At 69.9% G+C, this 21565-nt stretch carries 16 protein-coding genes; 11 read left to right on the plus strand and 5 right to left on the minus strand.

Annotated features, from left to right (window positions below; genetic code table 11):
• Window positions 1–9: 9 nt before the first annotated feature.
• From recD to recC, 3 genes are read right to left on the minus strand one after another with little or no spacing between them, the layout of a single operon-like run.
• Complete coding sequence (gene recD / locus DX912_RS13425) at window positions 10–1827, minus strand: exodeoxyribonuclease V subunit alpha (RefSeq protein WP_115843090.1); 1818 nt, start codon at window positions 1825–1827, stop codon at window positions 10–12.
• Entirely contained in the window at window positions 1824–5432 is a 3609-nt protein-coding gene (recB, locus tag DX912_RS13430; RefSeq protein ID WP_115843092.1) for an exodeoxyribonuclease V subunit beta, read from the minus strand. Before recB ends, recD begins: the two co-directional genes overlap by 4 nt.
• Window positions 5429–8755, minus strand: coding sequence for an exodeoxyribonuclease V subunit gamma (recC, locus tag DX912_RS13435; protein WP_115843313.1), 3327 nt, complete (start codon window positions 8753–8755; stop codon window positions 5429–5431). Before recC ends, recB begins: the two co-directional genes overlap by 4 nt.
• 224 nt (window positions 8756–8979) lie before the next feature.
• Between recC and DX912_RS13440 the strand changes: the two genes are divergently transcribed.
• The 6 genes from DX912_RS13440 (at window position 8980) to DX912_RS13465 (ending at window position 13339) form a co-directional block, all read left to right on the plus strand.
• Window positions 8980–9768, plus strand: coding sequence for an ABC transporter ATP-binding protein (locus tag DX912_RS13440; RefSeq protein ID WP_115843094.1), 789 nt, complete (start codon window positions 8980–8982; stop codon window positions 9766–9768).
• Window positions 9768–10517, plus strand: coding sequence for an MlaE family lipid ABC transporter permease subunit (locus DX912_RS13445; protein ID WP_115843096.1), 750 nt, complete (start codon window positions 9768–9770; stop codon window positions 10515–10517). Before DX912_RS13440 ends, DX912_RS13445 begins: the two co-directional genes overlap by 1 nt.
• Window positions 10518–10554: 37 nt before the next feature.
• Window positions 10555–11118, plus strand: a complete 564-nt coding sequence (gene mlaD / locus DX912_RS13450; RefSeq protein WP_115843098.1) for an outer membrane lipid asymmetry maintenance protein MlaD — start codon at window positions 10555–10557, stop codon at window positions 11116–11118.
• Window positions 11115–11789 carry an MlaC/ttg2D family ABC transporter substrate-binding protein gene (locus tag DX912_RS13455; protein WP_181902836.1) on the plus strand — a complete coding sequence of 225 codons (675 nt, stop codon included), beginning with the start codon at window positions 11115–11117 and terminating at the stop codon, window positions 11787–11789. Before mlaD ends, DX912_RS13455 begins: the two co-directional genes overlap by 4 nt.
• Window position 11790: 1 nt before the next feature.
• The gene (locus tag DX912_RS13460; RefSeq protein ID WP_115843100.1) at window positions 11791–12066 is read left to right on the plus strand and encodes an STAS domain-containing protein; all 276 of its coding nucleotides are present in this window, start codon (window positions 11791–11793) and stop codon (window positions 12064–12066) included.
• 73 nt (window positions 12067–12139) lie between these two features.
• Window positions 12140–13339 carry an MlaA family lipoprotein gene (locus DX912_RS13465; protein WP_233433591.1) on the plus strand — a complete coding sequence of 400 codons (1200 nt, stop codon included), beginning with the start codon at window positions 12140–12142 and terminating at the stop codon, window positions 13337–13339.
• Between the two features lie 125 nt (window positions 13340–13464).
• On the opposite strand, the gene DX912_RS13470 is transcribed toward DX912_RS13465, so the two are convergent.
• Both DX912_RS13470 and DX912_RS13475 read right to left on the minus strand, forming a co-directional pair.
• The gene (locus DX912_RS13470) at window positions 13465–15021 is read right to left on the minus strand and encodes a DNA recombination protein RmuC (RefSeq protein WP_115843102.1); all 1557 of its coding nucleotides are present in this window, start codon (window positions 15019–15021) and stop codon (window positions 13465–13467) included.
• 152 nt (window positions 15022–15173) lie between these two features.
• Entirely contained in the window at window positions 15174–16343 is a 1170-nt protein-coding gene (locus DX912_RS13475; RefSeq protein WP_115843104.1) for a class I SAM-dependent rRNA methyltransferase, read from the minus strand.
• Window positions 16344–16485: 142 nt separating this feature from the next.
• On the opposite strand from DX912_RS13475, the gene DX912_RS13480 reads away from it, so the two are divergent.
• The 5 genes from DX912_RS13480 to DX912_RS13500 all read left to right on the plus strand — a co-directional run bounded on the left by DX912_RS13480 (window position 16486) and on the right by DX912_RS13500 (window position 21498).
• A complete protein-coding gene (locus tag DX912_RS13480) occupies window positions 16486–17253 on the plus strand; it encodes a rhomboid family intramembrane serine protease (protein WP_115843106.1) in 768 nt (255 codons plus the stop codon).
• Window positions 17254–17339: 86 nt separating this feature from the next.
• Window positions 17340–19010 carry a M28 family metallopeptidase gene (locus tag DX912_RS13485; RefSeq protein WP_115843108.1) on the plus strand — a complete coding sequence of 557 codons (1671 nt, stop codon included), beginning with the start codon at window positions 17340–17342 and terminating at the stop codon, window positions 19008–19010.
• Window positions 19007–19699 carry an aspartate/glutamate racemase family protein gene (locus DX912_RS13490; protein ID WP_115843110.1) on the plus strand — a complete coding sequence of 231 codons (693 nt, stop codon included), beginning with the start codon at window positions 19007–19009 and terminating at the stop codon, window positions 19697–19699. Before DX912_RS13485 ends, DX912_RS13490 begins: the two co-directional genes overlap by 4 nt.
• A 349-nt stretch (window positions 19700–20048) precedes the next feature.
• Complete coding sequence (locus DX912_RS13495) at window positions 20049–21071, plus strand: TIGR00266 family protein (protein WP_115843112.1); 1023 nt, start codon at window positions 20049–20051, stop codon at window positions 21069–21071.
• A 7-nt stretch (window positions 21072–21078) separates the two neighbouring features.
• On the plus strand, window positions 21079–21498 hold the full coding sequence (locus tag DX912_RS13500) for a DUF3052 family protein (RefSeq protein WP_115843114.1): 420 nt from the start codon (window positions 21079–21081) through the stop codon (window positions 21496–21498).
• Window positions 21499–21565: the final 67 nt, after the last annotated feature.

Here is a 21565-nt window from a genome sequence, read left to right on the forward strand (position 1 = left end):
CTGTAGCCCTCAATCCCGCAAGCGACTTGCCAGCCCCGACACGCGCTGCGCATGACGCGCCAGCGCGGCATGCAGCACCGCTTCGCTCGCGCAGACATGCAGTTCGCGGCGCGCGCGCGTGACGCCCGTATAAAGCAGCTCGCGCGACAGCGTGCGGGCGTCCTGCTTCGGCAGCAGCAACCAGACGGTATCGAACTCCGATCCCTGCGCCTTGTGCACAGTCATCGCGAATGCACCGGTATGCGCTGGCAGCGAGGCCGGATGGAAGCCGCGCACGCCATCGGAGCCGGCGAACCACGCCACCGGAACGCCCGCAGCATCGCGCTGCACCACGCCGATGTCACCGTTGAACAGGCCGTGTCGATAGCTGTTCTCGGTGACCAGCAACAATCGACCGTGGAAATACGGATCGCGCTGCACGCCGGCAAGCGCGTCCTCGATGCGCTGGTTCAGCGCCCCTGCGCCCTGCGCGCCTTCGCGCAGCGCGGTGAGCAGGCGCACCGTCTGCGCCTGTCGCAAGGCGTCGGCCGGATCCTGCAGCGACATCGACGCGCGCCACGACGCGAGCAGTGTTTCGCGTGATGCACCGGACAGCGGATCCGACACGTCCTCATGGAAATGCACCCCCGCGAGGCCGTCGCGCAGCAGCGTCGTCGCGCGATCGGCGTCGCCCCTGCGCAGCGCGTCGGCCAGCGGCGCAAGCTCCAGCGACTGCGCCTGCCGGTAACCGCGCTGCAGCTGCACGCGATGGCCGGCGAGCACGCTGCCGTCCTCGCGCTCGGGCAATGCGCCGAGCAGCGGCTTCAGCGCGCGCGCGAGATCGGGGGGCAACGCGTCGCCCTCGCCCGCCGCGTCGGTGATCGCGGCGAGCACGTCGCCGGCTTCCACCGACGGCAGCTGGTCGCGATCGCCGAGCAGGATCAGCCGCGCGCCGTCGGGCACGGCTTCGACCAGCTTGCACATCAACGGAAGATCGACCATCGATGCCTCGTCGACCACGACCGCGTCGTAAGGCAGCGGGTGATCGGCATCGTGGCGGAATCGCGGGCTGTCGGGGATCGTGCCGAGCAGGCGATGCAGCGTGCTCGCCGATGACGGCAACGCGTCGCACCATGCCGCGTCAATGCCCGGCACGTCGCGCAACGAGGCGATCGCCGCGCGCAGGCTTTCGGCCATGCGCTCGGCGGCGCGACCGGTCGGCGCGGCGAGCGCGATGCGCGGCGCCGGGCGGCCACCGAGCGCCGCCTGCGCGACGAGCAGCAGCAACACGCGCGTGATCGTCGTCGTCTTGCCGGTACCGGGACCGCCGGTCACCAGCAGCAACGAGCGCAGCAGTGCGAGCGCGGCGGCACGCGCTTGCCGGTCCGAATCGCCAGCATTCGGGAACAACACGGCGAACAACGGCGCCAAGCCGGACAGATCGCCAGCATCCGGCGACGATGCCGCGATGCGTCGCAGATGCAATGCAAGACGACGTTCGTATTCGCGATAGCGACGCAGGTACAGCAGGTCGCCTTCGAGCACCAGCGGCGCCTGCGGGCTCGCATCGTCGCGCGCGGGCGATGCGACCCAGCGCGAGACCTCCAGCGCGTCGCGCCACTGCGCCGCGTCGGGCCATTCGACTTGCGCGTCGCAGACCAGCTGCGGTCGCGACAGATGCAGCCCCGCGTGCCCGTGTGCAATCGCAGACGACGCGAGCGCCGCAGCAACGAGCACGCGATCGTCGGCGTCGTCGACCTCGCGGCCAAGACGTCGCAGGCTCTGCGCCAGCGCATGATCGACCGGTCGCAGCGCGCCCTGGCGCAGCAGTGCATCGAGCAGGCTCATGCCATCGCCTCCTCGCGGTGCGTCGCGTGCCGGAACAACGCGTCGAGCCCGTCGATCAGCGCACGCGAAGGCCGCCATGCATGCACGCCCGGCGAATCCTCGCGCGCCGCGTCGAGGCCGCGGCAGAACAGATAGCGGATGCCGCCGAAGTGCGCGTCGTAGTCGTACGCCTCGCCGAGGCGGAAACGCAGCCAGCGGTGCAGCGCCAGCGAGTACAGCAGCGCCTGCAGCGTGTACTCGCTGTCGTCCATCGCCGCTGACAACGACGCGCGGTCGTACGCCGGCAGCCGGTTCGATTTGTAGTCGAGCACGAAGTAGCGATCGTCGTGCGCGTACACGAGGTCGATCTTGCCGGTCATCAGGCCTTCCAGCCGCTGACGGTTGCCGAACGCGTGGCGTTCGCGCAGCACGTCGTGTTCATGCAGCAATGCGAGCAGGCGCGCGACCGGGGTGGATTCGAGCGCGAAATGGAATTCCATTTCCGACAACCGCGCGTCGGGCGGCACATCGCACAGGCGCGTGCCTTCGGGCAACGGCACCGTCAACGTGTGGCCCACGAGCGGCGCGAGCGCGCCGACACCATCGTCGATGTCTTCATCCGGATAGCCTTCGCCGTGCAGCGCGTCGACCAGATGGCGGCGTTCGGCGCCCGGCATTCCGTCGTCGGGCCAGTACGCCCACGCGCCGAAATCGACGCGCTCCAGCACCGAATGCAGCACGTTGCCGAACCGGCTGCCGCCGAAGCGCGGATCGCCGTCGAAGACGACGATGGCCGGCTCGTCGTGCGCGCCACCCTCCTCCGCCACCGCGCGTGGTGCGGCCTCGATCGTGCCCGGCGACTCGTTCGCCAGCTGCGTGAAGCTGTACACCCACCAGTCGCGCGATACGGCGCGGCGCGCCTCCCGCGCGGCCGGCACAGGGTCGCGGCGTTCGGGCGAAAGCGCATCGGGCAGGCGCAGCGGCAGCGCCGGGCGATGCACGGCGACGGCATCGCCAAGCGTCACGGCGAGCGCCTCGACGTCACGCAGCATCGGCTCCAGCGGACTCAGCTCGGCATTCGCGAACGGGCCCGTCGCCAGCCACAACGCGTGCTTCGCGCGGGTGAGGCCAACGTACAGCAAGCGCGCGTCCTCGCCGCGCTCCTCGCTTTCCTGTCGCGTGCGGGCATCGTCCCATGCGGACGCGTCCTCCGGCGTCGCGTCGCTGCGCAGTTGCAGAACGCGACTGCTGCCGTCGTGGAATTCGCACAGGTTGCCGTTGCGCGCATCGCGGCCGATGGCGGCAAACGGCAGGAACACAAACGGATATTCCAGGCCCTTGCTCTTGTGCAGCGTCAGGATCTGCACGCAGCGCGCGTCGGATTCCAGGCGCAACTGCTGCGTTTCGTCGCTGTCGTCGGCCTCCGCGATGCGCGTGCGCAGCCAGTCGACGAGGCCGTGTTCGCCGATCGCCTGGATATCGGCTTCCTGCAGCACTTCGGCCAGCTGCAGCGTGTTCGTGAGGCGGCGTTCGCCATCGGATTGCGCGAGCAGCCGCGGCGCGTGTTCGGCGGCGACATCGCCGAGCATCGCGAGCGGCCCGTGACGCTGCCAGCGATCGCGCCATGCCAGCGCGCGCAATTGCCAGTGGCGATGCAGCTGGGCGTCGTCGTCGAAGCGCGCGAGCGTGTCGGCATCAAGGCCCACCAGCATCGTCGCGAGCGCGCCACGCAGGCGTGCGTCGTCGTCCGGGCGTAGCAACGCTTCGAGCAGCGCGAGGACATCGCGCGCTTCCTCGGTGGAGAACAGGCTGCGACGCCCCGCCGCAACGGCCGCGATGCCGGCGCGCGACAGCGCCTCGCGCATCAACGTCGCCTCGAAGTGATTACGCACGAGCACCGCGATGTCGCCCGACTGCGGCGCGCGTTCGACGCCACGCTCGCGCAGCACGGCGCGACCCTCGCGTGCATCCGACAGCAGCGCGTGGATCGCGGTCACGCATGCCAGCGCGCAGACCTGCCGCGCTTCGCCGACGTACCACTTCGGCGCGCGGCGGCCATCATCGGGCGGCGGCAGGATGCAGATGTCGAGGGCGGGCGCCGCTACGCCGTCGCGGCGGAAGTCGTCGTCGGCCACGGCGCCGCCGGGCTCCACGTTGCGGAAGCGAATGCGTTCGTCCACGAACGCGCCCTCGCCCGCGCGTTCGTAGAGCGCCGCGATGGCGTGCAGCACCGACGGGCGCGAGCGGAAGTTCCGGTCGAGCGCGGGCGCGCGTTGCGCGCGCTCGGCTGCGGCCAGGTAGGTGTGCACGTCGCCGCCGCGGAAACGGTAGATCGCCTGCTTCGGATCGCCGATGACGAACAGCGCCGGCGCGTCGCCGCTGCCGAAGATGCGCTCGAAGATCGCCCACTGGCGCGGGTCGGTGTCCTGGAATTCGTCCACCAACGCGAAGGCGTACTGCGCACGCAGGCGTTCGACGAGGCGCTCGCCGTGCGGACCATCGAGCGCATCGGCGAGATTGGCGATCAGGTCGTCGAACGTCTGCTCGCGGCGCAGGCGCTTGATCGCCGCAAGCCGCTGCGCCGCCGCTTCGCGCACGCGATGCACGAGCGCGATGCGGCGCGAGCCGAGCCAGCGCTCGCGCGAGCTCGCCGCATCGAGGTAATGCGCGACCGCGTCGAACAGCGGCGACGATGGCGCCTGCAGTGGCGCGCCCTTCTTCGGCTTGTTGGTCTTGTCGGCCAGCATGCGTGGCGTGAGCCGATCCAGCTTCTCGTGCACCGGCGCGGACGCGTCACCGTGCCCGCACCACTGTGAGAGCGCGTTGCGCAGTTCGACGATCAGCGCCGGCTTGTAGCTGGTGCCGTTGAGCACCTTGTTCTCGATGGCCGCGTGCAGCGACGCGCAGGCTTCGTCGCCGTGGGCCGCGAACGCTTCACGGAGTTCATCGGCGGCAGCGACCAGCTGCGGCAACGGATCCGGCGCCGAAGCCGGCGGCGCAGGCTGCAGGCGCGGCACGTAGAGCAGCTTGTAGAGATCGCCGGCGAGGCCATCAGGCGTGCGCCATTGTTGCTGCAGCAGTTCGGCATCGGTCGCGTTGCTGCCGAGCGAACGCCACAGGTCGGTGGCGACCGCGTCGATCAACTCACGCTCGCTGCCGGTGAGTTCCGGCGCGAGCAGCGGCTGGCCCGCTTCCACGGCGTGTTCGGCAAGCGCGCGCGCGCAGAAGCCGTGGATGGTGAAGACCGCCGCGAGGTCCATTTCGCGCGCCGCCTGGCGCAGTCGTCGCGCGAGCGCGAGCGGATCCTCGCGACGCGCCTGGCGTTCGATCAGCGCGCGCGTGACCGCCGCTTCGCTGTCGTCGTCGAGCGTGGTCGGCATCAGCGCGACTTCGTTCGCGAGTCGCGCTGCCAGTTCCAGACGCAGTCGGAGGCGTTCACGCAGTTCCTGCGTCGCCGCTTCGGTGTAGGTGACGGCGAGAATCTGGCCGACGCGCAGGCCGCGCTCGATCACCAGTCGCGTGACCAGCGTCGCCAGCGTGAACGTCTTGCCGGTGCCCGCACTCGCTTCGATCAGGCGCACGCCGTCGAGCGGCAGGTCGAGGAAGGCGTCGTGCACGGCGCTCATGCGGCCGCTCCGGTGCGTGCGTCGACATCGCGGCCGTGGACCAGCGCGTCGAACAGGCGCGTCGCGAGTTCGCGAAAACGCACGCCATCGGGGTCGTCGAACTCGCCCGCGAACGGATCGCGACCGCGCAAGGCGAGCTGCACCGCGGCGTTGTTCGCATCGCCCCAGGTGCGTTCGCTGCCGGCCCATTGTTCGCGCGCGAGTTTCCATGCGGCCAGTTCGGCAACGTCGTCCGCGCGCGGCGCGGCGTACCAGCGCCACGCCGAACGCGCCTGGATCGGCAGCGGTTCGCGCAGGCCTTCGCGATACAGCGCAAGCAGTTCGCGCAACGCGGCGCGCGCCTGCACGATGGAGAGCGCCGGACGTTCGCGCACACCCGGGCCGTCGTCGAACTGGGCGAGCTGCGCCAGCGGACGCGTATCGCCGAGCGCCGACAGCACGAGCCAGTCGAGTCCGTGCGCGATCTGCGCCGGTCCGTGCAGCGTGTCCAGGCGCGTGCGCAGCGCGCCGTGCGGGTACAGGCGATCGAGATGGCCGTAGAGGCGCGTGCCCTCGATCTCGAGTTCGAACGCGCGCGTTTCTGGTTCGCCTTCGCGCCATTCGCGCAGGGCGGTGGCGAACGGCTGCACCTGGGCCTTCAGCGCGCCGAGCTGCCGTTCGCCGAGGGGCCCGGACGGCAGCAGCGCTCGTGCGCGCAGTCGCGCCGCCAGATCGTCCGTGTCGCCGGCGACGCAGGCGTCGAACACGACGTTCTGCAGCTTCCAGCGATCGAGCCCACGCGCGGGCGCGGTCAGTGGGTCGAGATCGTCGAATGCGTCGATTTCATCCGGCAGTCGCAGACCCATGCGCTGGCGCAGGAACTGCCCCGCGGGATCGGCGAGGAAGCGCCGCAGCGCGGTGAGCGGCAGCTCCGCCGGAGCGTCGATGGCAGGCAGCGCGTCGATGAACCACGGCGCGGCTTCGACACGCGGACCGCGCACGGCATCGGCGGCCGGATGCCACGGCGCGAGGTAGCTGTAGTGGCGCGGCTCGTCGCGTTCGCCGAACGCGCGCGGCGAGAACGGCTGCAGCGGATGGTGCAGCACGAGCGCATCGCGCGCGTGTTCGTCGACGTGGTAATGCGCCGCGGCGTCCAGCAGCTCCGACACCAGCACCGAGGGTTCGCGCGCGCTGCCATCGCGCGGGTCGGCACCGAGCCAGCTGACGTAGAACACCTCGCCGGCCGACGCGAACAGCTGCAGGAAGAGGAAACGGTCGTCCTCGCGCAGCGAACGGTCGCCGAAGCGACGCGCGGGCGTGGTCAGTTCCTGCGCCATCTTGTTGAGGCCGCCGGCGGGGTCGCGACGCGGATAGTCGCCGTCGTTCATGCCGAGCAGGCAGATCGCACGGAACGGGATCAGGCGCATCGGCACCATGCGCGCGAAGCTGACGCCGCCGGTGAGCAGCGGCGCACGCGTATCCGATTCCGACAATGCGGTGCGGAAGTACGCGCGGGCGACGTCGGGCGGCACGGCCTCGTCGAAACCGGCATCGCGCGCGCTGCCCGCGAACGCGTCGACGTGGCGGCGCAGGCGTTCGATCGCGCGCTGGTCGGCGACCGCGCGCGGTTGTTCGGGCAGCAACGCGTCGAGCAGCGCGAACAGCGCGTCGCGCCACTGCGACGGCGTCATCGAGCGACCGAGCACACGCTCGTTGCGCGCGAGGACGCGCAGCACGCGGATAAGCGCATCGAGCGCGTCGAGTGCGCTGCCTTCCAGTTCGGTCCACGGCGCGACGCCGGCGAGGTCCGCGTCGTCGTCCGTCGCGTGCCCGAGCAGCAGGCGGTCCAGCGCGAATCGCCACGTGTACGCATCGTCGGCGGGCGCGTCGTGGCGTGCGCGATGGTCGGGATCCAGTCCCCAGCGCGCGCCGGCTTCATGCAGCCAGCGGCGCAGGCGTTCGAGCCCGGGCGCATCCAGGTGCGCCGCTTCCATCAGCGCCGGCGTGGCGATCAGGTCCAGCACTTCGCTGACGCCGAAGCGCGCGTCCGGCAACGCGAGCAGGCGCAGGAAGACGTCGGCCAGCGGCTCGCCGGCGAGCGGACTGAGGTCGGCCAGCGCGTAGGGAATGTAGTCGCGCGTGCCGGCCAGGCCGCCGAAGACGGCTTCGATGTGTGGACGGTAGGGATCGATATCCGGCGCGAGCACGGCGATCTCGCGTGCCTGCAGCGGCGGATCGAAGCGTGGGTCATCGAGCAGCGCGCGCAGGCGGTCGTGCAGCACCTGCACTTCGCGCAGGCGCGTGTGGCAGGCGTGGACCTGCAGGCTCGGATCATCGCGATCGACCTGCTTGCGCCACGGCCGCGGCGCCCGCCGGTGCAACAGGTCGCGCTGCAGGCGGCCCAGCAACGTGTCGCGATCGGGCGTGTCGTCCGGCAGCGCTTCGGGATCGGCGTAACGCTCCTCCTCCACCGACGGGTGGACGACCTCGTAGCCGCCCAGCACCGCCATGAAGTCGCGGCCGGCGGCGCCCCAGTTCGACAGCAGCGGGTTTTCGTCCTCGTGTTCGGCGGGGTCGCGTTGCAGGCGCTCGGCGTAGGTCGGCAGGTCGCCCCAGTAGCGGCGCGACGGCGTGGGGACGTGGAAATGCAGCGTCCCCACCCTCGCCTGCGTGGCGATCACGCGCAGCACGTCGGGCGAGATGTTGAGCGTGGCGAAGGCGAACAGCCGCGCAGGCATGCCGGCGGGCAGCGGGGCGTCGGACGCGGCGAAGCGCGCGAGGTAATCGTCGATGCGACGCGCGCGATGGCGGCCGCCGCCGGCGACGCGGCGCCACAGTTCGGCCTGCGCATCGTGCGGATCGCTGCCGGCTTCCCACGCGAGCAGCCAGTCGCGGCGCCACGCCTGGTACTTCTCGAAGATCGACGCGAGTTCGCCGGCCAGCGCCCACGGCTTGAGTGCGTCGTCGCCGGACAGATACGCGCGCAGCGGTGCGAAGGCCCGTCCGGCGAGCGCGGCCGGGTCCACCAGCTGTGCATAGATCCGCCACTGCAGCGCGGTGGCGTCGAGGTCCTCGCTGGCGCCGGGCACGTTGGCGTCGAGCGTCTCGCGGACAAACTCGCCGGGCGTGAGGAAGCGCAGGTTCGCGGCGATGCCGTGGCGCTGCGCGAGCGTGGACTGCAGCCAGCGGCGCATCGCGACCTGCGGGATCAGCAGCATGTCCGGCGTCAGCAGCGGCCGGCCCGGCACGGGTTCGCGCAGCTGCGTGGCGAGCAGTTCGCCCAGCACGTCCAGTGCGTTGGAATGATAGAGGCGGAAGTCGGAGCGGCCGGGCATCGCCGGTATCTTGCCGGAGCGGCGTCGCGTGCGACGAGACGCGCGCCTCGTGCTCATTAAGGCCGCCCCAAAAACGCGTGGCGATCATCGCCCTGCCGTGCGAACGCACCGTGCCGGATGGCACGGCGGGCAAAGCGCGGCGAACCTGCGACAATGCCGGCTTCCCGGTTCCGTTCAGCCCCCACCGGCCATCCTGCCCGCTTTCACCGGCAGCCGGCCGAACACGCACGCGCATGACGAACGAAACGCCCATCGTCCGTTTGAACCACCTCCGCCTCGATCGCGGCGGCCGCGCCGTGCTGCGCGACATCCACCTGGATGTTCCGCGCGGCAGCATCGTCGCGGTGCTCGGTCCGTCCGGCAGCGGCAAGTCGACGCTGCTGGCCGCGCTCACCGGCGAACTGGCCCCGGCCGCCGGTTCGGTGGAGGTCTTTGGCCAGGCCGTGCCGCAGGGCCGTCGCGCGCTGCTCGAATTGCGCAAGGGCATCGGCGTGCTGCTGCAGGGCAACGGCCTGCTGACCGACCTCACTGCCGCCGAGAACGTCGCCCTGCCCCTTCGCGCCCACACCAACCTGCCCGACGCGGTGATCCGCCAGCTGGTGCTGATGAAGCTGCACGCGGTGGGCCTGCGCGCGGTGGCCGATTCCTATCCGCGTGAGCTGTCGGGCGGCATGGCGCGACGCGTCGCGCTGGCTCGCGCGCTGGCGCTGGATCCGCCGCTGATGATCTACGACGAGCCGCTCACCGGCTTGGACCCGATTGCCTCGGGCGTGGTGATGGAGCTGGTCAAGCGCCTCAACGACACGCTCGGGCTGACCAGCATCGTCGTGACGCACCACGTGCACGAAACCCTGCCCGTCGCCGACCACGCCATCGTCATCGCGAACGGCGGGATCGTCTTCTCCGGTACGCCGGCCCAGCTGGAAGCCAGCGAGGATCCGTTCGTGCGCCAGTTCCTCAACGGCGAGCCGGATGGGCCGATCGCGTTCGACGCCGCGCCGCGCAATTCGGAGGCCGCCTGATGCCGTTCGTTGCCGCCACCCGCTCGCTCGGTCGGGCCGGGTTGTTCTCGCTGTCCGTCCTGCGGGCGTCGAAGCCGACGGCCGACTTCTGGCGCGAGCTGGTTCGTGAGATTTACAAGATCGGGGCACGTTCGCTGCCGATCATCGCCGTTGGCGGCGCGTTTGTCGGTCTTTCGGTGACGTTGCTGGGCTATCGGGCGCTCGAAACCTACGGCGCCACGGCGCAGGTCAGCGCGATGCTCGGCCTCGGTCTGTACCGCGAACTGGGCCCGGTGCTGACGGCCCTGCTCTTCATCGGCCGCGCCGGCAGCTCGATCGCCGCCGAACTCGGCCTGATGCGCGCGACCGACCAGATCACCGCGCTTGGCCTGATGGCCATCGACCCGGTCGGCAAGGCCGTCGCGCCGCGCTTCTGGGCGGCGGTGCTGTGCGTGCCGCTGCTGACTGGCTTCTTCTGCAGCCTGGCGATCAGCGCGAGCTACTTCGAGTCGGTGCACGTGATCGGCCTGGACGCGGGCACCTTCTGGCAGGTGTTGAAGGACAGCGTCGATTTCGTCGACGACTTCCTGATGGCGTTCGTGAAGTCGGCGGTGTTCGGCGGCACGGCGGCGCTGGTGGCGGCCTACGTGGGCTTCCACGCCGAGCCGACCATCGAGGGCACCTCGGTCGCCACCACCCGCGCGGTCGTGAATGCCTCGCTGCTGGTGCTGATGTTCAACTTCGTGATGTCGGCCTTCCTGTTCCGCTGAGGAACAACAGGCCACCCGCACTCCCCTCCTACCGGTTCTGCCTATGCGTGCCCCCCGAATCGAATTCGCCGTCGGCGCCTTCCTCCTGCTGGCCCTCGCCTCGCTGCTGGTCCTGGCGCTCGCCTCGACCAACGGCCGTTGGGGTCTGGGTGGCGACACCTACGACCTGACCGCCCGCTTCTCGACCATCGGCGCCCTGCGGCCCAATGCGCCGATCAAGATCGGCGGCGTGTCTATTGGACATGTCGACAAGATCGACGTCGATCCCGTCAAGTTCGACACCGTTGTCACCCTGGCGATCGACAAGCGCTACGACAAGCTGCCGGCCGATACCGCCGCGAGCATCCTCACCAGCGGCCTGCTCGGCGAGAGCTACGTGAACCTCGCGCCGGGCGGCGACCCGGAAAACCTGAAGCCCGGGGACGAGATCTACCTGACCCAGTCGGCGGTCGATCTGATCCAGCTGGTGGGCAAGTACATGTTCAGCGGCGGTGGCGCAAAGCCCGCCGACAATGCCGGACAACCCAGCGGCCAAGACGCCGCACTTCCCGATTACCTGCAAGGCGAATCCGCCCCCACGGACGAGACCCAGAAGCCATGACGCGCATCTCCCACCGATCGCTTTCCCTGTTCATCGCCGCCACCCTGGCCGTGGCCGCCCCGGCCGTCGTGCTGGCGCAGGCCGCGCCGGCGCCGGCCGCCGCGACCGCCGACGCGGCGGGCACGCCCAGCCAGCTGGTGCTGGCCAACTCCACCCGCATCCTCGCCACGCTCGAATCGCGTCGCGCCGAGTTCCAGAAGAACCGCGGCGCGCTGCGCGACTTCATCGGCAGCGAGTTCAACAACATGTTCGACCGCGACTATTCCGCCCGCCTGGTGCTGGGCGTGCACGGTCGCGGCGCTTCCGACGCCGACGTGAAGGTCTTCGCCGACGCGCTGGCCGACAGCCTCATGCAGCGCTACGGCTCCTCACTGCTGGACCTCAACACCAAACTGAAGGTCCGCGTGAAGTCCGAAACGCCGCTGCGCGGCGGCGCCATCGTCAAGGTGTCGAGCGAGTACCTGCGCCAGGGCAACGAGCCGGTGCCGGTCGACTACCTGATGCGCAAGGTCGGCACGCAGTGGAAGGTGTTCGACGTGATGGTGGAAGGGGTCAGCTTCGTGCAGACCTTCCGCAACCAGTTCGACGCGCCGCTGAAGCAGAAGTCGATCCCGCAGGTCGCCGCCGACATCAAGGCCGGCAAGCTGCAGGCGCAGGCCGCCACGAACTGACATGGCCGCCGCGACGGTCCGCCAGGACGGTGACACCCTCGCCTTCGGCGGCGTGCTCGAGCGCGCCGCCGTCGCCTCGTTGTGGTCGCAGCTGCGCGCGGCGAAGGCGCGCAGGCTGGACCTGAGCGCCGTGGAATCGGTCGACAGCGCGGGCCTCGCGCTGCTGGCCGAGCTCAGCGCGCGCCTTGGGATCACCGAAGTGGTCGGTTCGCCGCCCGGCCTGGCCGACCTGCGCCGGGCGTACCGCCTGGACGCGGCGCTGGCCTTCGCCGGCTGAGACGCGACACAGAGTTCCGGCCGTGCCTGCGGGCAGGGCCGGCCGTGCATTCCCGAGCCCTTACACTGCGACCATGCGCCCCCACGCACCCCTCATCGCATTCGTCCTTGCCGCCGCGCCGCTGATCGGCCAGGCGCAGATCCTCACGCGTCCGCTTTCCGGTGCACAGGCGGCCGAATTCGACCGCTGCATGAAGGCCGCCGGCGACGACAAGGCCGCCGCACGCAAGTGCGTGCAAGCCACCATCGACGGCGAGACCGGTCGCCCGCCGGAGGAAACGCAGCCGCCGGCCACCCCGACCACCCAGCCGCGGACCGAGACGCAGCCCACGCCGGCGACACCGCCAACCGAGCCTGTCCCGCCGCCGCTGCCGCCGAACGAGCCGGCCACCACGCCGCCCACGGAGCCGGTGACGCCGGACGTCCCGCCGCCGACGGAGATCCCGCCGACGCCGACCGAACAGGCGACCGAGCCGCATGGCGAACCGACGCAGGCCGAGCGCGACTTCGAAGCCATCTACGGCCAGGAATACGCCGACCCGACGCTGCCCGCACCGGCGGCGACGCCCGCCGTCTACGATCCGTGGGAGCGCTACAACCGCGGCATGCACCGCTTCAACAACGCGGTCGACCGCGGCGTCGCGCGGCCGCTCGCACGCGGTTACGTGAAGGTCGTGCCGCGCCCGTTCCGCCTGGGCGTTAGCAACTTCTTCAACAACCTCGGCCAGCCGGTATCGGCCATCAACGCGCTGTTGCAGGGCAAGCCGAAGCAGGCCGGGCAGTCGCTGGGCCGCTTCCTGCTCAACTCGACACTCGGCATCGGCGGCATCTTCGATCCGGCCTCCGACGCCAAGCTGCCGAACAAGAGCGAGGACTTCGGCCAGACGCTCGGCGTCTGGGGCTGGAAGCGTTCGCGCTTCGTCGAGCTCCCGCTGTTCGGCCCGCGCACGCTGCGCGACAGCTTCGGCATGGTCGGCGACGCGCCCCTGAGCCCGCTTCGCCAGGTGGAAGCCGATCGCGTGCGTATTCCGCTACAGGGCCTGCAGCTGGTGGACGTGCGTGCGCAGTTGCTGGCGACCGACAGCTTCCGCGAAGGCGCCGAGGACGACTACGCCCTGGTGCGCGACGCCTGGATGCAGCGCCGCGATTACCAGATCTTCGGTGACCGCATGAACTCCGACGACGCCGACAGCCTGCCGGACTATCTGCAGGACGACACCAACCCGCAGGTGCCGGTGGATGCGATGCCGGTGATGCCGACCGATGGCGGTTGATCGCCGCGTCGTTCACTGGCTGCAGTAACGAAAAACCCCGATGGCGACATCGGGGTTTTTCTTTGTCCGCAGAGCGGGGCGGGGGCGCATCGGTGCGTGCCGCCGCATCGCGCGGGCCGCGGCCTTCAGTCGTCCGAGCCGGAGCGCTCCAGTACCAGCGGCAGGATCGGCTCATCCGGTTCGAGTTCCGCCGACAGCGCCTTCTTTCCCTTCACGCCCAGCTCCACCAGCCGCTTGGCGCGCGGAATGACGGCGTGTCGCGACTCGGACAGCTTGCTGCGCGCATCGGTGAAGGCGGTATGCGCGTCGGTCAGCTTACGGCCGACCAGATCGAACTCGGCGAGGAAATTCTGCAGCGCATCGAGCAGCAGGCCGCCGGTCTTGCTGATCTCGATGGCCTCGCGCTGGACCTTGTCGCGCGTCCACAGCCGCTCGATGACACGCAGCACCGCCATCAGCGTATTGGGCGAGGCGAACACGATGCCGCGCGCGAACGCGTCGGTCTGCAGCGATGCATCGGTGCCCAGTGCGGCCGAGAGCGCGCCTTCGATCGGCACGAACGCGACGGTTACCTCCAGCGCGGAATCGCCGACGGCCTTCGGATAGTTCTTCTCCGCCAGGTCCTTCATATGCTGGCGCAGCGCGACCGAGTGGCGACGGAGCGCGTCCTCGTGCGCTTCCGGCGTTTCGGCATTCATCGCCTGCTGCCAGTCGATCAGGTTGACCTTGCTGTCGACGACGATGCGACGGTCGCCCGGCAGGCGCACGACCACATCCGGACGCAGGCGGCGACCTTCATCGTCCTCGCTGGAGGTCTGGCGGTCGAAATGCGTGCCTTCTTCCAAGCCGGAGCCACGCAGCACGCTTTCCAGCATCAGCTCGCCCCAGTCGCCGCGCACCTTCGCGCTGCCCTTCAGCGCGCGCGTCAGTGCCGACGCCTGCTCGGCCATGTCCTGGTTGAGCGTCTTGAGCTCGTTGACGGCGCCGGCCAGCGCGGCGCGTTCCTTCGCCTCCTCGCCGTAGACCGTGTCCACGCGATGGCGGAAGACGTTGAGCTGCTCGGCGAACGGCTTGAGCAGCGTCTCGATGTCCGACTTCGACTGCTGCGTCGCGTTGCGCACGTTGTTCTCGAACTGCGCCCCGCGCTCTTCGAACGTCTTGCCGGCCAATTCGGCGAAGGTGGCCGAGAGCTTCGACTGCGCGGTTTCGAGGAAGCCCTTGATCTCGGCCTTCGCCTGCTCGGCGTGGGCGAGGTTCGCGTCGAGCTGCGCGCTCCGCTCGCGCAGCTGCACGAGTTCTGCGCGAAGTCGCGTGAGTTCCTCGCGCTCGGCATCAAGCCGCTGGCGCACGTCGCCAAGTTCGGTTTCGCGGGCGCGAAGGCTGGCGGCGAGTTCGAGCGCCGAGGTGCCCATGCGTTCGGCACGTTCCTGCGCTTCGTCGCGCTCCTGCGCGAGTCGCGCGATCGTTTCCGCGCCGGCGGCGAGGTCGGCATCGCGCTCGGACAACCGCACGTGCAAGGCAGACAACTCGATGGCCTTGGCGCGTTCGGCCTCGCGCAACGCGGCCAGTTCGCCGACGCCGGCGCCTTCACCCTGTCCACGCGCCAGCCGTGTGAGCAGCCAGGCCACGTAGACCAGCATGAGCACGATGGCGACGCCTGCCGCGATGATCAGCGTGTCCATGATGTGCGCCTCTTGCGGGTTGGTACGACTTGCAGTGTATCGGCCGCGGTCTCATGCGGTGAGACGCGAGGCGGCCGTCGACGTTCGGAACTGCGCGCGACGTGGCGTGGGGAAATCCCGGCGCGCCACGTGGGCATGCGAGGGGAGGGCGCTCAGTCCACCACGCGGCAGAACACCGCCTTGAGGTAGCGCGATTCCTGCACCTGCGCGAGCCACGGATGATCGGCGCCGGCGCCGGCCACCTTGAGCACCTGCACGGTGCGGCCGGAGTAGTACGCGGCGCGGCGCAGCATGTCGAGGAACTGGTCCTCGCTGACCAGGCCCGTGCACGAGAACGTCGCGAACAGGCCGCCGGGCTTCACCACGCCGAGGGCGAGCTTGTTCATGTCCAGGTACTTCTTGAGCGCCGGGATCACCTGCTCGCGATCGCGCGTCATCTTGGCCGGGTCGAGGATCACCACGTCGTACTGGTCGCCGCGGATGCCGGCGTCGCGCAGCCACGGGAAGATGTCGGCCTGCACGAAGCGCGGGCGCACGTTGTTGAGCTTGGCGTTGCCCTTGGCGATCTCGATCACGTCGGCGTCGATGTCCACGCCCAGCACTTCGGTGGCGCCGCGCACGGCCGAATACACGGCGAAACCACCGGTGTTGCAGCACAGATCGAGCACGGTTTTGCCTTCGACCTGCTGCGACAGCCACTGTCGGTTCTCGCGCTGGTCGGCGAAGAAGCCGGTCTTGTGCGCGCCGGCCGGGTCGGCGCGGAACTTGATGCCGTATTCGGTGATGACGGCCGGCGGCACGGGTTCGGTGCCGCGGAAATCGAAGGATTCCTGCTTCTGCACGTGTTCGTCGGCGAAGCTGTAGAAGCGGCAGCCGGGGAACTGCGCCTTCAGCGCGTCATAGATCCATTCGCGATGGCGGAACATGCCGGCGCTGAAGAACTCCACCACCAGCAGGTCGCCGTAGCGGTCCACCACCAGACCCGACAGGCCGTCGCCTTCGCTGTGCACCACGCGCCAGGCGTCGCTGACCTCGTCGAGCTTGAGCACGTCGCGACGCAGCGAGACGGCCGCGGCGATCTTGCGCGCGAACCAGCCGGCGTCGACGTCGATGTCCGGGTTCGTTTCGAGGATGCGCACGGCGATGCGCGAGTGGCCGTTGTAGAAACCACGGCCGATCCAGTCGCCCTCCACGCCCAGCACGTCGACGATGGCGCCGGGCTTGGGCCGCTGGGCGGGCTTGTCGACGAGGCGCTGGAAGATCCAGGGATGGGTGGATTTCCAGGCGTTCTTGAGGCGTACGGAGGGCAGGGGAGCGTTCATCGCGGCATTTTAAGGGGTCGGGGCAGGGCGGCCGCGTTTTTTCGACGACCGCGGCGGCAAGGCCCTGCAAACGCGATCGCGGGATTCACCGGCCCGCGATGGCGGCCTTGTAATCGCGAGCGGACGCTTCAATGTCGTTCGCATGCACCTGCCCACGCCCGAAGCGGTCCCCGACACCCCCGAGCAGCGCCGCGCCGACAAGCGCCGCTGGCTGCGGGCGTTCAACACCAGCCTGGCCTTCGTGCTGGTGCTGCTGGCGGTCTTCAGCGCTCAGGGGCATTTCGATGTCGCCGCCTGGACGGTGCAGCCATGGTCGGTCGAGGGCCTGCGCGGCATCCTCGCCGCGCCGCTGCTGCACGGCTCGTTCGAACACGTCGCCGCCAATGCCATCGCGCTGCTGATGCTCGGCACGCTCGCGGGCGGGCTGTATCCCAAGGCGACGATCCGCGCGCTGCCGCTGCTGTGGATCGGCTCGGGCCTGGGCGCGTGGCTGCTGGGCGATCCCGGCACGCGGCACCTGGGCGCGAGCGGCATCACGCATGGGCTGATGTTCCTGGTGTTCGTGCTCGGCCTGCTGCGTCGCGATCGCGCGTCCATCGCCGCGGCGATGCTCGCCTTCATGTTCTACGGCGGCATGTTGCTCACGATCCTGCCGCGCGAGCCCGGGGTGTCCTGGCAAGCGCACCTGGGTGGCGCGATCGCGGGCGTCCTCGCCGCGTACCTGCTGCGCCGGACCGATCCGCTGCCGCCGCGCAAGCGTTACAGCTGGGAAGACGAGGAAGACGCGACCATCGCGCCGCTGCCGGACGAACTCGAACCGCCGCCGCCGCGCGAAGTGCCGGTGCTGTGGAACCGGCCGGAACGCGACAACGGCGTCGTACTGCGATTCCCGCCCCGGCGCGAGCCGTAACCCCGTTCGATCCTCACGCCGAACGGCATTTGGCCGCGTTCGGCGCGGGTGCTAGGTTCCGGGACTCCTGATTCCCGGAACCGCCCATGCGCCGCATCGCGCTGCTCAGTCTTGTCCTGGTCCTCGCCGCCTGCCAGAAGGCGCCTGCGCCGACCGCACCGGCGTCCACGCCGGTGAAGGAAACCTACGACGCGAGCGCCGGCAGCGACGCGCGGCGTATCGAGGCCGACGTGCGCTTCCTCGCCGACGACCTGCTCGAAGGCCGCGAAGCCGGCACGCGCGGGTACGACCTCGCCTCGCTCTACGTCGCGCAGCGCTTCCGTGCGATCGGCCTGGCGCCGGCGGGCGACGACGGCCGCTATTTCCAGACCGTGCCGATGCTGCGTGGCGTGCGCCAGCCCGAGGGCAACGCGCTGGTGGTCGTGCGCGACGGACAGGAACGCGCGCTGCGCTTCCGCGACGACTTCCTGCCCGGCATCAACTTCAACGAAGCCCAGGCCAGCGTCGAGGCGCCGGCGGTGTTCGTGGGGCAGGGCGTGTACGCGCCGGAGCTGCAGCACGACGACTTCGCCGGCGTCGACGTGAAGGGGAAGATCGCGGTGCTGTTCAACGGCGCGCCGGCGAAGTTCGACAACGACCGCCGCGCCTTCCATTCCTCGCGCGCGACCAAGGCCGAGGAACTCGTCCGCCGCGGCGCGGTGGGCATGATCGAAGTGCAGAGCGACGACGAACAGGCGCGTTCGCCATGGCAGCGTCGCGCCGACAACTGGCAGACGCCGGGCATGCGCCTGCGCGGCACGGACGGCAAGGGCATCGACACGTGGCCGCAGTTGCGCGTGTACGCGATGGCGAGCTCGGCCAGCGCCGACGCGCTGCTGTCCGCCGGCGGACGCACCGCCGGGCAGCTGTTCCAGGACCTGCGCGACGGGAAGCTGCGCGCGTTCGACCTGCCGGGCACGGTTCGCCTGGCCGCGCATACCGCGATCGCGCCGGCGGAATCGCGCAACGTCGTCGCGCGCCTGGAAGGCAGCGATGCGGCGCTGAAGAACGAACACGTCGTCTTCAGCGCGCACCTGGACCACGTCGGCATCGGCTCGCCGGTGAAGGGCGATGCGATCTACAACGGCGCGTTCGACAACGCGCTGGGCATCGGCGTGATGCTGGAGGCCGCGAACCGGCTCGCGCACGACGGCGCGGCGCCGAAGCGCTCGGTGCTGTTCGTCGCGGTGACGGCGGAGGAAAAGGGCCTGCTCGGCGCGGAGTGGTTCGCGCGGCATCCGAGCGTCGACGGCACGCTGGTCGCCAACGTCAACATGGACATGCCGATGCTGTTGTCGCCGACGAAGGACGTCGTGCCCATCGGCGTGGAGCATTCGACGCTGCACCCGCTGGTGCAGCAGGCGGCGAAGGAGATCGGCGTGTCGCTGTCGCCCGATCCGTCGCCGGAGGAGGTGGTGTTCGTGCGCAGCGACCAGTACGCGTTCATCCGCGCCGGCGTGCCCGCGGTGTACCTGGACGGCGGCTACACCGGCGTGGACGGCGATGCGAAGTCGGTGCAGGACGCGTTCCTCAAGGAGCGTTACCACCAGCCCGGCGACGACCTGTCGCAGCCGATCCAGTGGGCCGACGCGGCGCGGCTGGCGAAGCTCAACGCGCGCATCGGCCGGCTGATTGCCGACTCGCCGCAGCGTCCGCAATGGAACGCCGGCGATTTCTTCGGCGAGAAGTTCGGCAAGCCCGCGAAGGCGACGCCATGAAAACGCTGGGCCTGATCGGCGGAATGAGCTGGGAATCGACCGTCCCGTACTACCGCACGATCAACCAGACGGTGAAGGAGCAGCTCGGCGGCCTGCATTCGGCGCACCTGCTGCTGTACAGCGTCGACTTCGCTGAAATCGAGAAGCTCCAGCATGCGGGCGACTGGGACGCAGCCGGTGCGGTGCTGGCCGACGCGGCACGCTCGCTGAAGGCCGGCGGCGCGCAGCTGCTGGTCATCTGCACGAACACGATGCACAAGGTCGCCGACGCGGTGGAAGCCGCGAGCGGGCTGCCGTTGTTGCACATCGCGGATGCGACGGGCGATGCGATCCGCGCACGCGGCATTACGCGCATCGGGCTGCTCGGGACGCGTTTCACGATGGAGCAGGATTTCTATCGCCGGCGGTTGATCGAAAGGCACGGGCTGGACGTGCTGGTACCGGAACCGGACGAACGCGATCTCGTGCATCGCGTGATCTACGACGAGCTGTGCCAGGGCGTGATCCGCGACGAATCGCGCGCGCAATACCGACGCGTGATGGATGGGCTCGTCGCGCGTGGCGCGCAGGGGATCATCCTGGGCTGCACCGAGATCGGACTGCTGGTCGGCGAGGGCGATGCGAGCGTGCCGCTGTTCGATACGACGGCGCTTCATGCGCGTGCGGCGGCGCTGGCGGCGTTGGGGTAGTTGCTGCGCCCTAGGTTTTAGCCCCTCTCCCCTCGGGAGAGGGGTTGGGGTGAGGGGCGGGGCGTGCGACTACTTCTGCGCTCGTGATGCCTGCTTCCCCCTCCCATTGAAAGGGAAAGCCAACACTCAGCGCTGTGAAGCATCGGAAGTTGGATGTGATGGCTTCGTTGCCCCTCACCCCAACCCCTCTCCCGATGGGAGAGGGGCTCGAAACAGCGTGGGTTCGGTAAGGGACTAGCCGCCGCATGAACGCCGCTTCGCACGCAGGCGCCCGCAGTGACCTCCCGCCCATGCACCACCACACCCCGCCGCTACACTCGCGGCTTTCCGACGCGACGACAGGATTCCCATGACGCAGTGGTATTTCGTTTCCGCCGGCAGCTCGCAGCGCGTTGGTCCGCTCGATCCCGCTTCCGCACGCGCCCACGCACGCCAGCATCCGGACGACCTGTGCTGGCGCGAAGGCCTGTCGGGCTGGCAGGCCGTGCGTTCGGTCCCCGAGTTCGCCGAAGCCACCGGCGTGCAGCCGGCGCACCTGCCGCCGCCGACGCCGTCGGTCGCCTCGCGCAACAGCGACGACATCGATTTCCGCATCGTCGGCAACGACATGCAGTTCGTCGAGGTCGAGCTCGATCCGGGCGAATGCGCGATCGCCGAGGCCGGCGCGATGATGTACAAGGACGCCGCCGTGCAGATGGACACCGTCTTCGGCGACGGCCGCCACACGGGGCAGGGCGGCGGCCTGATGGACAAGCTGTTCTCGGCCGGCAAGCGCGTGCTCAGCGGTGAAAGCCTGTTCACCACGATGTTCACGCACACCGGCAGCGGCAAGGCGCGCGTCGCGTTCGCCGCGCCGTACCCGGGTACGGTGCTCGCGATGAAGCTCGACGAGCACGGCGGCCGGCTGATCTGCCAGAAGGACAGCTTCCTGGCCGGCGCGCGCGGCGTGTCGGTTGGCGTCGCGTTCCAGAAGCGCATCCTCACCGGCCTGTTCGGCGGCGAGGGTTTCATCATGCAGAAGCTGGAAGGCGACGGCTGGGTGTTCGTGCACGCCGGCGGCACGGTGGTCGAGCGCGAACTGCGCGCCGGCGAGCGCCTGGACGTCGACACTGGCTGCGTGATGGCCTACCACCACACCGTGCAGATGGACGTGCGCGCCGTCGGCGGCATCAAGAGCATGATGTTCGGCGGCGAAGGCGTGTTCCTCGCCACGCTGACCGGGCCGGGCAAGGTGTGGCTGCAGTCGCTGCCGTTCTCGCGCATGGCCGGCCGCATGCTCGCCGCGGCGCCGCAGGGCGGTGGCCAGGCGCGCGGCGAAGGCTCGGTGCTCGGCGGACTCGGCCGCATCCTCGACGGCGACAACGCGTTCTGATCGCGCGATGACCACGTCGTCCGGCAGCGGCTATTCGGGCACGCCCCTGGCGAAGAAGCTCGGGGTGCGCGAGGGCTCCACGGTGTGGACGCTCGCAGCGCCGGAGGATTACCGCGCGCTGCTCGAACCGTTGCCGCCGGGCGTCCGGTTCGTGGCGAAGCTGTCGAAGGACGTCGACATCGCGCACGTGTTCTGCACGCAGCGCGCGGTGCTGGCCGACGTACTCGGCACGTGCCGGCGCACGCTCGCGCCAGACGCGACGGTGTGGGTCTCCTGGCCGAAGAAGGCCGCGAAAGTGGCCACCGACATCACCGAGGACACGATCCGCGACGTCGCGCTGCCGCTCGGCTTCGTCGACGTGAAGGTCTGCGCGGTGGATGCGGTCTGGTCGGGGCTGAAGCTCGTCGTGCGCAAGGAACTGCGCTGACCGATGAATCCGCCGCGGTGCGCACGCTGTCGCGCCGCCCGCCCGCTGTATCCTCCGCCGCTGATCG

Origin of the sequence: Lysobacter soli (assembly GCF_003382285.1) — a bacterium.
Classification (GTDB): domain Bacteria; phylum Pseudomonadota; class Gammaproteobacteria; order Xanthomonadales; family Xanthomonadaceae; genus Lysobacter_J; species Lysobacter_J soli.